This is a genomic window from Andreprevotia chitinilytica DSM 18519 (genome assembly GCF_000711875.1).
Classification (GTDB): domain Bacteria; phylum Pseudomonadota; class Gammaproteobacteria; order Burkholderiales; family Chitinibacteraceae; genus Andreprevotia; species Andreprevotia chitinilytica.
Genome location: NZ_JONM01000002.1, coordinates 133,696 through 145,808, shown reverse-complemented (window position 1 = coordinate 145,808; position 12,113 = coordinate 133,696). Strand labels below are relative to the sequence as shown.

Genomic DNA, 12,113 nt, shown 5'->3' with positions numbered 1-12,113 from the left:
TTGCATTCTGGCGGAGAGAGGGGGATTCGAACCCCCGATAGGCTATTAACCTATACACGCTTTCCAGGCGTGCGACTTAAACCACTCATCCATCTCTCCGCGATGAGAGGCCGAACTATACCTTAGCTTGTCAGCCTTGCCAAGCCGCTGTGCTTGACGTGAATTGCGGGCAGTGAATCCTGACCGCACCAAATAAATGCATGGCGGAGGCGCAATATTTACCCGTTACAACAACCCGGTTCCAGCCTCGTCTCAGCTTGCATGCATTTAGCCGGCATTGCCGGATAACCCGCTGTTTCGAAAAGATTCTCCTGACCACCCATCCAGCCTTGATGCTGGGCAGGCTGCTCATTGCTCATCCAATTTGTGCCAAAAGTAAGGTGAATCACGTAGTCCTATTCCCGCCACTACATTTCTCTGATATAACTCACCACAACTTGCTGATCACGTTTTAGCAAACAAATCAGCACCAAACTGGCGCGATGGCCCAACAGCTGGGCGAGCAGCGCACAACGGTGAGACCAAGGGAGAAACGTCATGACCAAGGTTCTGGTCGTCGGCAGCATCAATATGGACTTGGTGGTGGAGACCGACAGCTTTCCACGGCTGGGCGAGACATTGTTCGGCCGCCGTTTTGCCACCTACGCTGGCGGCAAAGGCGCGAATCAGGCCGTTGCTGCAGCACGCCTGGGCGCGCAAGTCGCGATGATCGGCTGTGTAGGCAAGGATGCATTTGGTGCGCAACTCAAATCCGGGCTGGAAGCAGAAGGCATCGACACCCGCTGGGTGAAGGAAACCGCCGACGCCGCAACCGGCATCGCCGCCATTACCCTCAGCCAGGCCGACAACGCCATCGTCGTGGTGCCCGGTGCCAACCACTGCCTGACCACGGCTGCGCTCGATGCAGCAGAAAGCGCATTCGCCGAAGCCGACGTCGTGCTGGCCCAATTGGAAGTGCCGCTGGAAACCGTCGAGCGTGCAGCCCAACTGGCCTACAAGCACGGCAAGCCATTCATCCTCAATCCTGCGCCAGCCACCGCCCTATCTAGCAGCTTGCTCGATAGCACCACGCTACTGACCCCGAACGAATTCGAATTGACGACCGCGCTCGGCCAACCCGCTGCCGATTGGCAAATCCTCCTCGCCGCCTTGCCCGGCAAAGTCGTGATGACCAAGGGCAGCGATGGCGCGTACTTCACCGCAGCCAACGGCCTGCTGCAGCACCAGCCGGGATTCAAAGTCACCCCGGTCGATACCACCGGGGCCGGCGACACCTTCAACGGCGCTTTGGCCGCGTTCTGGCATCTGGGCCTGCCGGAAGCCGCCCGCCGCGCCGCCGCAGCCGGTGCGCTTTCTGTCACCAAGCCCGGTGCGCAAGGCGGCATGCCCACGCTGGCAGAACTCGAACAACTCCTGGAAGAACGCACATGAAGAAATACGGCCACCTCAACCGCGACATCAGCCGCGTGCTCGCCAGCATGGGCCACACCGACAGCATCGTGATCGCCGATTGCGGCCTGCCGGTGCCGGCCGGAGTGGAATGCATCGATCTCACGCTACAAATCGGCGAGCCCGGTTTCCTGCATGTGCTGGATACGGTACTGGCGGATTTCCAGCTCGAACGCGCCGTATTTGCCAGCGAAGCGCAAACGCACAATCAAGCCGTCCTGGCCCGGGCAACCGCGCTGGAGCGCCGCAGCACCGCGGTCGAATTCGTACCGCATGAGGAGTTCAAAGCGCTGACTCACAAAGCGAAGGCAATCATCCGCACCGGCGAAGCGACCCCGTATGCAAACGTAGTCCTGTACTCCGGCGTGATCTTCTAATTTCGGACCACCAATCGAACATGAACTTTGTCAGCGTCGCTCGCCGTACCACTTGTACTGTCTTCGTTCCGCTTTCGGATTCATGTCCCCTTGGATCTCCGGTCGGCGGCCCGAAAAGGGGTTAATAGAGATGCAAATCAAAATGCGCGGCATCAGCAAGGCTTTCGGGCCGGTGCGGGTGCTGGAAGGCGTCGATTTCACGCTCACGGCAGGGGAAATCCACGCGCTGATGGGCGAGAACGGCGCGGGCAAATCGACGCTGATGAAGATCCTGTGTGGCGTCTATCAAAGCGATGCCGGCAGCATCGAAGTCGACGGACATCCGGTCCACATCCGTTCGACCACCGATGCCGAAGCGCTCGGCATTGCCATCATCCACCAGGAGCTGAACCTGATTCCGCAGCTCTCGGTGATGGAGAACCTCTTCCTCGGCCGCGAACCGCGCCGCTTTGGCATGATCGATAGCCGCCGCATGCGCGAGGAAGCCACGCAATGGCTCACGCTGGTCGGTGCTGCGCACATCAAGCCAGAAGCCGAAGCCGGCACGCTCTCCATCGGCCAGCAGCAAATGGTCGAAATCGCCAAGGCACTGTCGCTCAATGCGCAAGTGCTGATCATGGATGAGCCGACTGCCGCGCTGACCGAGCGCGAGATCGACAAGTTGTTCGCGATCATGAGCGATCTCAAAGCCAAGGGCGTCGCGATCGTCTACGTGTCGCACCGCATGGAAGAAATCTTCCATATCTGCGACAAGATTTCCGTGTTGCGCGATGGCCAGTTCGTTGGCGAACGCGTGATCGCCCAGACCAATTTCGACGAGATCGTCAAGCTGATGGTCGGCCGTGAGATCGGCGATCGCTTCCCGCAACGCGATAGCGCGCTGGGCGATGTCCGCCTCAAGGTCGATCAGTTGGCCGACGAGGGCAACGTCTCCGGCATCGACTTCGATGTGCGGGCCGGTGAAGTGCTCGGCATTGCCGGCCTGATGGGTGCCGGCCGCAGCGAAATCCTCAAGACGATTTTCGGGGTGAACCACCGAACAGCCGGCGAAATTACGCTGGATGGCACACGGGTAGCGCTGCCCTCACCGTCCGCCGCCATCGACGCCGGCATCGGCTTCGTGACCGAAGACCGCAAGAGCCAAGGTCTGGTGCTGGGTTTATCGGTGCGCGAAAACGCCACGCTGGTGCATCTGGATCAATACGCCCGCGCCGGCATCGTCAATGGTCGTGCCGAACGCGAGGCAGTCAACAAACTGATCGACGAGCTGCATATCCGCACCCGCGATGCCGAGCTGGACGTGAAATCGCTCTCCGGTGGCAACCAGCAGAAAGTCGTGTTCGCCAAATGGCTCGCCAGCCCGCCGAAGGTATTGCTGCTGGATGAACCCACGCGCGGCGTGGACGTGGGCGGCAAAGCGGAGATCTATCACATCATCAACCGGCTCGCAGCCGCTGGCACCGCCATCGTAATGGTGTCGTCCGAACTGCCGGAAGTGATGGCGATGAGCGACCGCATCCTGGTCATGCACCAGGGACGGCAGGCCGGGATTTTCGATGCCAGGACCGCCACGCAAGAAACGATCATGACCGCCGCAACGGGCGGCAACTAGCAAGCGAGATAAATCCATGACACCGCAAACCAAAGCCACGCTGCAAAAGCTCGGCCCCTTCATCGCCCTGCTGATCATCTGTATCGGCCTGAGTTTCATGAGCGCCGATTTCCTCACCGTCGGCAACTTGATGAACGTGATGCGCCAGGTCTCGATCAACGCACTGATCGCCTTCGGCATGACGCTGGTGATTTTGCTCGGCGGTATCGACCTGTCGGTCGGCTCCATCCTTGCCGTGTCATCGGTACTCACCGCGATGCTGATGAAAGCCGGCTGCGATCCGATCATTGCCACGCTGGCCGGCATTCTGGCTGGCGCGGTGATGGGCTCGATCAACGGTCTGGTCATCGCCAAGGGCAAGGTCGCGCCGTTCATTGCCACGCTGGGGATGATGACCGTGCTGCGCGGCCTGTCGCTGGTGTTCTCCAACGGTAGCCCGATCACCGGCTTTTCCAGCGATTTCTTCAGCATGCTCGGCGGCGGTTATGTGGCCGGCCTGATCCCCGTGCCGGTGGTGTGGATGCTGTTGATGTTCGCGCTGTTCTGGTTCGTGCTGAAAAAGACCGTGTTCGGCCGCCATGTGTATGCCACTGGCGGCAATGCTGAAGCCGCCAAGCTCTCCGGTGTGAAGACCGACCGCGTGCAGATCGGCGTTTACACCCTCTCCGGCGCAATGGCCGCGATGGCCGGCATCGTGCTCACCTCGCGCCTCAACTCCGCACAGCCAACGGCTGGTTCGGGCTACGAGCTGGATGCCATCGCCGCTGTCGTGCTCGGCGGCACCAGCCTGACCGGCGGGCGCGGCTGGATTTTCGGCACCCTCGTCGGCGCACTGCTGATCGGCGTGCTCAACAACGGTCTGAACCTGCTGGGCGTGTCGTCGTTCTACCAGCAAGTCATCAAGGGCGTGGTGATCCTGCTCGCCGTACTGCTGGATCGCGCCAACAAGAAATAAGAGCCACTCGCAAAACCCTGCTGGCGGCGTTGTACTCGCTTGCCTTGCCAGCCCCGCTACGCTGGGTTTTTCTAGCGGCTCTTTGCGGTTGTTCAAAGCAATAACAAGTCCCTTCAAGGGCACAGGCAATGCGGGCAATCAGCCCGAAATACAAACCAACCTCCTATGAGGAGTCGCATAGATGAACCGTTTTATCCCTACCCTGCTCGCCGGCTTGCTGGCTGTCGGCCTCGTGGCCTGCTCCAAGAAAGGCCCGGACGCCGCACCTGAAGCAGCCTCGGCCCCCGTCGCCGCAGCTGCTGGCGGTGCCACTGTCGGCCTGTCGATCTCGACCCTGAACAACCCGTTCTTCGTCACCCTGCGTGATGGCGCCGTGGCCGCCGCCAAGGATGCTGGCGTGCAGCTGATCGCCGTCGATGCGCAAGACGATCCGGCCAAGCAGATTGCCAGCGTGGAAGACCTGATCCAGAAAAAAGTAAAAGTGATCCTGATCAACCCGACCGATTCCGCTGCCGTCGCCAACGTGGTGAAGCAGGCTGAAGCCGCCGGCATCAAGGTGATCTCGCTCGACCGCAGCGTGAACGGCGCGGAAGTCTCCGCCCACATCGCTTCCGACAACGTGGCCGGCGGCAAGATGGCGGCTGAATTCCTGCTGGAAAAGATCGGCGGCAAGGGCAATGTGGTCGAGCTGGAAGGCATTGCCGGTTCGTCCGCCGCGCGTGAACGGGGTCAGGGCTTCCATTCGGTGATCGACGGCAAGGCCGACGTGAAACTCGTCGCCAAACAGCCGGCCGACTTCGACCGCGCCAAGGGCCTGTCGGTGATGGAAAACATCCTGCAGGGCAACAAGAACGTGCAAGGCGTGTTCGCACACAACGACGAAATGGCCTTGGGTGCTCAGAAAGCGATTGAAGCAGCGGGCCTGAAGAATGTCGTTGTGGTGGGTTTTGACGCCACCGCCGACGCCGTTGCCGCCGTGAAGGCCGGCAAGCTGGCCGCCACCGTGCAACAAAAACCCGACCTGATCGGCAAGATGGGCGTGGAAACCGCCAAGAAGCTGATCGATGGTCAGACCGTCGAGAAATTCATCCCGGTGCCGCTGGACCTTGTGAAGCAATAACGGGTCACCGCATCAGGACAAACGAATCGTTCCCTTCCTCGAACGAGCTTGGCCGACGGGTGCTTTCCGCCGGCCTTTTTTCTTTGGAATCGAGACTTGAGCAGATCAGTCTTCGATCAATTCAACATCCGGCTGATTCACATAGATCAGCACGCCGATGATGGTGATGTAAAAGCGGAATGCGGATTCGATGCCGTTCCAGGTCTGTGATTGCCACATCAGGAACCATTCACCGCCAACCACGATAAAACCGAGAAACCACACCAGAAATCCCAGCGTTGCGCCGAGATAGACCCACTTCTTCGCCCGGTTGAACGCCTTGGCCGAACCGTTACGAGCCCGCCACAGTGACAGCGCACCAATCAGCAACAGCACGAAGGTCAGCCCTTCGCTGGCGATAATGAACCAGTAACCGGCGTACCAAAGCACTTGGGCGGTAATGGCGCGATACATCAGTGTGTTGCTGGGGAAGGTGGTGTCCATGCTCAATACGTGCTGGACGAAGGCGTAGTTCGAACCGAAGTCGATGATGTTGTTGAATGTGACCATGAACGCGAACGCGGAGAGCGCCAACGTCATCGCCACTTTGGAGAGGCGCGTTACCAACATGTTGTTATTCCTTTATTCAAGCCAAAACCAGTTACGGCAATCCACCCGTACCGAAGTTGCAGCCGCTGGTACTCCTACCAAGCCACAAGTACCCTTGCTACCTGCCCTACCGATAACAACGACCACTCAACTGGCCATCCCACTTAGGTAATCCAACTTGAGCTCTTTCGAACGCCTCACCATTGATGACATCGCCCGGCTGGCCAACGTCTCGCGCACGACCGCCAGCATGGTGCTCAACGGCCACGCCGAACGCTACCGCATCGCCAAGGCCACCGTGGAACGCGTGCTGGCCGTCGCCGCTGAGCATCATTTCAGCCCGTCGCAATCGGCGCGCTCCTTGCGCAGCAAACGCAGCGGCACGCTCGGGCTGGTGGTGCCGGAGCTGACCAACTTCGCTCACGCCAGTCTGGCCCAAGCGCTGGAAACGCAAAGCCGTGCCGCCGGCTACCAACTGCTGATCGTCACCAGCGATGATGAACCGGAACGCGAAACCGCCGCCATCGCCCACCTGGTCGCCCGGCAAGTGGAAGGGTTGATCGTCGTGCCTTGCAGCAGCGATGCCAGCCACTACACCCAGTGGACCAAACGCGTGCCGCTAGTCTTCGTCGACCGTCGCGTGGATGACTGCGAGATTCCCTTCGTGGTGACCGATGCCGCGGTCTCGGTAACCGAATTAGTGGGTGATGCGCTCACCGCCGGCATGGAGGAGGTGGTGTACTTCGGCGGCCAATCCGAACTCTCGCCCAGCCGAGATCGCTTGGCCGGCTACCGTGCGGCACTCGCTGCCGCCAACAAAACCGAGCACACCGACTGGGTGTTCCAGCGCGATTACCGCCGCCACTCCGGCCAAGTGCTGATCGAAGCCTGGCAGCGCGAGCATGGCCGCTATCCGCAAGCTTTGTTCACCGGCTCGATCACCTTGCTGGAAGGCGTGCTGGCGCATCTGATCGCCACCGATTCGTTCGCGCACGCGCCGCGTTTGATGACCTTCGATGACCACCCCTTGCTCGATTGCCTGCCGCTGCCGGTGAATGCGGCGAATCAGAACAGCACCCGGCTCGCCACGCAAAGCCTTGCCAGCGTGCTGGCGCTGATTGCCGGGGAGAAAGCGGCATCGGCCTGGGTGCCGGCCAGTTTGCATCGGCGGCGTTAAGACACACCGGTCTCGTGTTTAACCACCCCATGTAGCCCGGACGGCTTGCCGGCCGGGGTGGTTCAAATTGCCACATTGCCCCGGCCGGGTTACGGGTGACCTGCCCGCACCAACTCAACAAACCGCTCGGCCACCGCGTGCTGCCGCCCGACATACCAAGCCAAACCAATCTGCCAGCGCGCCGCCGCATCATCGATCGGCAACAAGCGCACGCCGTCGCACAGCAACATGCCGGATCGGTAGGGCAACAGCGCCACGCCGATCCCGGCGGCCACCAAAGCGAGCACGGTCTGGATGTCGTCCGCCTCCTGCACGATGCGCGGTGCCACCCGCCAGGCATCACACCATTGCGCAATTTGCGCGGCCAGTCCCGGCCCCCGTGCCGGGTTCAGACGTACCCAAGCCAGCGTATTCAGCTGGTTAGGCTCATCCGGCAACGCCGTCCACCCGCTCTGCTCCGGCACAGCCAGCGCCAGACGCTCCTCCAGCAACGGCAAGCTCGCCAAGCCCTCGGCAGCCGGTAAGCGTACAAAGCCGAGATCAAGCTGACCCGCCTGTAGCCGGCGTGTTTGCTCGGCGGAAGACAGGTCATTCAACGTCAGCTCGACCTCGGGAAAACGCTGGCGAAACGCAGCGACCCAGTGCGGCGCGATGGTCAGCGTGGAGAGGCCGAAGCCAATCGCCAGCCGACCGCGTTCACCCTGCGCCGCCTGCCGGGCTCGTTCCAGTACAGCGTCGGCATCCCGCACCAAGCGTTGCGCGTCATCCCGAAATAAACGGCCGAACTCGGTCAGCACGGCGCCATGCCGGCCACGCTCGAACAAGCGCCCGCCCAGTTCGGCTTCCAGCGCCACGATTTGCTTGCTCAAGGCCGGCTGCGTGATGTGCAACAACTGCGCGGCTTGGCCGAAATGCGATATATCAGCGATGGTCAGAAAAGCGCGTAACCGTTTGATATCCATGCCGTCGTGCCTTACTCCAATTCATTCCAATTGTTTATCAATCAATACATAACGTTTCATTTTACGCATGGAATGGTGCGCAGTTTAATCGGTGTATCGGTGCTAGCCACCGCGTTCAAGGACTAACAACGCCATGCCCCCTTCCACCACACAGTCGCTACGTGCTGCCTCAGTCCAGTTTCAACATCGCGCTGGTGATAAAGCCTACAACCTTGCCCGCATTGCCGAATTCACCGCCGATGCCGCCGCACGACAAGTGCAGCTGCTGGCCTTCCCCGAGATGTGTATCACCGGATACTGGCACGTGCCGAAGCTGGATCGATCTGGCGTTGAAGCACTGGCCGAGCCACTCGATGGCCCGTCAATCAAGGTCGTTCAAGCCTTGGCGCAATCGCATCGAATTGCCATCGGTGCCGGCCTGATCGAACGCGCCGATGACGGGCGTTTGTTCAATAGCTACGTGGTCTGCATGCCGGATGGGCAAAAACATTGCCATCGCAAACTGCATGCGTTCGAGCATGAGCACATCCACAGCGGCGACCGCTACACGGTGTTCGATACACCGTGGGGCGTGCGGGCCGGCATCCTGATTTGTTGGGATAACAATCTGGTGGAAAACGTCCGCGCTACTGCCTTGGCCGGTGCGACCGTGCTGATCGCGCCACATCAAACCGGTGGCACGAATTCGCGCAGCCCGCATGCGATGAAGCCGATTCCTCTGGAGAAGTGGCACCGCCGCCACGAAGATCCGGCCGCCATCGAGGCCGAATTCAGAGGCCCAAATGGCCGGGAGTGGCTGCTGCGTTGGCTGCCGGCGCGTGCGCACGATAACGGGATATTTGTCATCTTCAGCAATGGCGTCGGGCAGGATGACGACGAAGTGCGCACCGGCAACGCAATGATCCTCGATCCCTACGGCCGCATCGTTGCCGAGACTTGGGCGGCGGCCGATGCGATGGTGGTGGCGGATCTTGATCTGGGGTTGATCGACAAGAGCACCGGGCAACGTTGGTTGCGTGGGCGGCGGCCGGAACTGTATGGCCTGCTGATGGAAGCACGTGGCGATGAATTGAATCCGCGAGAGGCGCGGTTTTCGGAGCGGTCGACTGTGCGAGGTTGAAGTGCGTGATTTCTCCCCTCGCCCATTTATGGGAGAGGGGCCGGGGGTGAGGGTCGTGCAACATGCAGCTTCCTTTGCAAGCACCCTCTGCCTAACCCTCTCCCCCTAATAGCTGGGCAAGACTAAAGCCTTGCACGCGAGGGCAAGGGGACTTAAATCAGGAAACCGCTGGGCCATGCAGAACCACAAAAAACAAAAGCCGCCCCAAGGCGGCTTTTGTCATCAGCCAATCAAGCCGTAGCGACCGGAATCTTGCCAATCCTGGCTTGCCATTCCTTCGGCGCAATCGCGTGTACCGACGTGCCGTGGCTATCCACCGCCACCGTCACCGGCATATCGACCACGTCGAATTCATAGATCGCTTCCATGCCGAGGTCTTCAAAGCCGACCACGCGGCTGGCCTTGATCGCCTTGGACACCAGATACGCCGCACCGCCAACCGCCATCAGGTAGACCGACTTGTGCTTCTTGATCGCATCCAGCCCCGCCGGGCCGCGCTCGGCCTTGCCGATCATGCCCAAGAGGCCGGTTTCGGCCAGCACTTGCTCGGTGAACTTGTCCATACGGGTGGCGGTAGTCGGGCCGGCCGGGCCGACGATTTCGTCGCGCACCGGATCGACCGGGCCGACGTAATAGATAAAGCGGTTGGTGAAATCGACCGGCAACTTCTCGCCCTTGTTCAGCATCTCGACCATGCGCTTGTGCGCGGCATCGCGGCCGGTGAGCATCTTGCCGTTCAGCAACAGGGTCTGGCCCGGCTTCCAGCTGGCGACTTCCTCGCGGGTCACGTTGTTCAGATCGACGCGGGTTGCGGCGGCGGATGGGGTCCAGGTCACGTCCGGCCAATCTTCCAGCTTCGGCGCTTCCAGCTTTGCCGGGCCGGAGCCATCCAGCGTGAAGTGCACGTGGCGAGTGGCGGCACAGTTCGGGATCATGGCGACCGGCAGCGATGCAGCGTGGGTCGGGTAGTCCTTGATCTTCACATCCAGCACGGTGGCCAGGCCGCCAAGACCCTGCGCACCGATACCCAGTGCATTCACCTTCTCGTACAGCTCGATGCGCAGCTCTTCGGCGCGGGTTTGCGGGCCGCGTTCGATCAGCTCGTGGATGTCGATTTCTTCCATCAACGCTTCCTTGGCCATCACCATCGCTTTCTCGGCGGTGCCGCCAATGCCGATGCCGAGCATGCCGGGCGGGCACCAACCGGCGCCCATCAGCGGCACGGTCTTGAGCACCCAATCCACGATGCTGTCGGACGGGTTGAGCATGACGAACTTGGATTTGTTCTCGGAACCACCGCCCTTGGCAGCGATGTCGATATCGACCGTATCGCCCGGCACGACCTCGAAGTGGATCACGGCCGGCGTATTGTCCTTGGTGTTCTTGCGACCGCCAGCCGGGTCTTGCAGGATCGAAGCGCGCAGCTTGTTGTCCGGGTGCAGATACGCACGGCGCACGCCTTCGTTAATCATGTCGGTCACGCCCATCGTCGCGCCGGCCCACTGCACATTCATGCCGACGCGCACAAAACAGGTGACGATGCCGGTGTCTTGGCAGATCGGGCGATGGCCTTCAGCGCACATGCGGCTGTTGGTCAGGATCTGGGCGATGGCATCTTTGGCAGCCGGGCTTTCTTCGGCCTCATAGGCCTTGCCGAGCGCCTGGATATAGTCTTTCGGGTGGTAGTAACTGATGTACTGCAAGGCATCGGCGATGCTGTCGATCAGATCGTCCTGGCGGATGACGGTCATGCTGGGCTCCGGGAAACGCGCGCGAAAAACCGGCATTTTATCAGCTTGTTAGGGCTTCTCGCGCACTGCCAACAACCCTTAGCGCGGCGAGCAAATCCTCATGGCGTTGTTGCTCAGTCTGGCCGTACAAAAGTACTGTCTGCGTCTGAGCGCCTAGCCCTGAAGATTTTGCTCGCCGCGCCTAGGCTGATCTATCCAATCGTCCGCCCAATCATCTAGATGAAATATCATCAGCCTATCATTCGTCCTTACATACCCTCCAAGGCAGGACATCATGGTTGAACGTGGCTCAGGCGTGTCGTTGTGGCGGCAGATCGAGGAAACGCTGGCGGGCGAAATCGCCGCCAAGACATTGCGTGACCGACTGCCGAACGAGATCGAGCTTGCCGGTCGTTTCGGCGTGAATCGCCACACCATCCGCCGCGCCGTGCAAGCGCTGGAAGCCCGTGGCCTGGTGCGCATCGAACAAGGGCGCGGCACCTTCGTGCAGGAAGACCTGATCGACTACCGGTTGGGCCGCAAGAGCCGCTTCACACACAGCCTGGAAACACAACGCCTGGCCGGCCGCAGCCGTGTGCTGAACAGCAACGAGATCGTCGCCAAGGAAGATATCTGCGCCCTGCTCGACCTGCCGCCGAACAGCCGCGTGCTGCAGGTGGATTCGCTGGATCTGGTGGACGACCGCACGGTGGGCGTCTGCACCCAATACTTTCCGCTGCCGCGCTTCAACGGTTTCGAAGCGCCCTATGCGCTGTCCGGCTCAACCGTCGCCACGTTGCGTGAATTCGGCGTGCCCGAATGCAGCCGCAAACTCTCCCGGGTTGCCGCTCGGTTGCCCAAGCCGGAAACGGCGCAACTGCTGGCGCAGCCAAAGACGCAGCCGATTCTTTATGTGGAAAGCGTCTATGCCGATCCGACGGGGGTGCCGGTGGAATACGGCATCACGCGATTTGCCGGCGATGCGGTGCAGTTGCTATTCGAGCCGGAGTTGTAAACTGAGGG

At 60.8% G+C, this 12,113-nt stretch carries 11 protein-coding genes and 1 tRNA gene; 8 read left to right on the top strand and 4 right to left on the bottom strand.

All coding sequences use genetic code 11. The features are described 5' to 3' along the window. Positions 1 to 8: 8 nt before the first annotated feature. Positions 9 to 99, bottom strand: a tRNA-Ser gene (locus BR41_RS03435). 438 nt (positions 100 to 537) lie between these two features. Here BR41_RS03435 and rbsK point away from each other — a divergent pair. From rbsK to rbsB, 5 genes are all read left to right on the top strand, one after another. Then, positions 538 to 1,431: a ribokinase gene (rbsK, locus tag BR41_RS03430; protein ID WP_035052883.1), complete on the top strand. Its 894-nt coding sequence runs from the start codon at positions 538 to 540 to the stop codon at positions 1,429 to 1,431. Continuing rightward, on the top strand, positions 1,428 to 1,826 hold the full coding sequence (rbsD, locus tag BR41_RS03425; protein ID WP_035052881.1) for a D-ribose pyranase: 399 nt from the start codon (positions 1,428 to 1,430) through the stop codon (positions 1,824 to 1,826). Before rbsK ends, rbsD begins: the two co-directional genes overlap by 4 nt. Before the next feature lie 130 nt (positions 1,827 to 1,956). Further along, entirely contained in the window at positions 1,957 to 3,438 is a 1,482-nt protein-coding gene (locus BR41_RS03420; protein ID WP_035052879.1) for a sugar ABC transporter ATP-binding protein, read from the top strand. A 16-nt stretch (positions 3,439 to 3,454) separates the two neighbouring features. Next, positions 3,455 to 4,393, top strand: coding sequence for an ABC transporter permease (locus BR41_RS03415; RefSeq protein ID WP_035052876.1), 939 nt, complete (start codon positions 3,455 to 3,457; stop codon positions 4,391 to 4,393). Positions 4,394 to 4,574: 181 nt separating this feature from the next. Then, a complete protein-coding gene (gene rbsB, locus BR41_RS03410) occupies positions 4,575 to 5,513 on the top strand; it encodes a ribose ABC transporter substrate-binding protein RbsB (protein ID WP_035052874.1) in 939 nt (312 codons plus the stop codon). Positions 5,514 to 5,618: 105 nt separating this feature from the next. On the opposite strand, the gene BR41_RS03405 is transcribed toward rbsB, so the two are convergent. Next, positions 5,619 to 6,122, bottom strand: a complete 504-nt coding sequence (locus tag BR41_RS03405) for a DUF2165 family protein (protein WP_211251649.1) — start codon at positions 6,120 to 6,122, stop codon at positions 5,619 to 5,621. A gap of 157 nt (positions 6,123 to 6,279) precedes the next feature. Here BR41_RS03405 and BR41_RS03400 point away from each other — a divergent pair, with 157 nt between their 5' ends. After that, on the top strand, positions 6,280 to 7,278 hold the full coding sequence (locus BR41_RS03400) for a LacI family DNA-binding transcriptional regulator (RefSeq protein ID WP_035052872.1): 999 nt from the start codon (positions 6,280 to 6,282) through the stop codon (positions 7,276 to 7,278). Positions 7,279 to 7,367: 89 nt separating this feature from the next. On the opposite strand, the gene BR41_RS03395 is transcribed toward BR41_RS03400, so the two are convergent. Continuing rightward, positions 7,368 to 8,240, bottom strand: a complete 873-nt coding sequence (locus tag BR41_RS03395; RefSeq protein WP_035052870.1) for a LysR family transcriptional regulator — start codon at positions 8,238 to 8,240, stop codon at positions 7,368 to 7,370. A 133-nt stretch (positions 8,241 to 8,373) separates the two neighbouring features. On the opposite strand from BR41_RS03395, the gene BR41_RS03390 reads away from it, so the two are divergent. Beyond that, positions 8,374 to 9,360 (top strand): nitrilase family protein, encoded by a 987-nt coding sequence (locus BR41_RS03390; protein ID WP_035052868.1) that lies wholly within the window; start codon positions 8,374 to 8,376, stop codon positions 9,358 to 9,360. Between the two features lie 230 nt (positions 9,361 to 9,590). Here the strand turns inward: BR41_RS03390 and BR41_RS03385 are convergent, their stop codons facing one another. Then, positions 9,591 to 11,111, bottom strand: a complete 1,521-nt coding sequence (locus tag BR41_RS03385; protein ID WP_035053628.1) for a fumarate hydratase — start codon at positions 11,109 to 11,111, stop codon at positions 9,591 to 9,593. 274 nt (positions 11,112 to 11,385) lie between these two features. Between BR41_RS03385 and phnF the strand changes: the two genes are divergently transcribed. Beyond that, on the top strand, positions 11,386 to 12,105 hold the full coding sequence (phnF, locus tag BR41_RS03380; protein ID WP_035052866.1) for a phosphonate metabolism transcriptional regulator PhnF: 720 nt from the start codon (positions 11,386 to 11,388) through the stop codon (positions 12,103 to 12,105). The last annotated feature ends 8 nt before the right edge of the window (positions 12,106 to 12,113 follow it).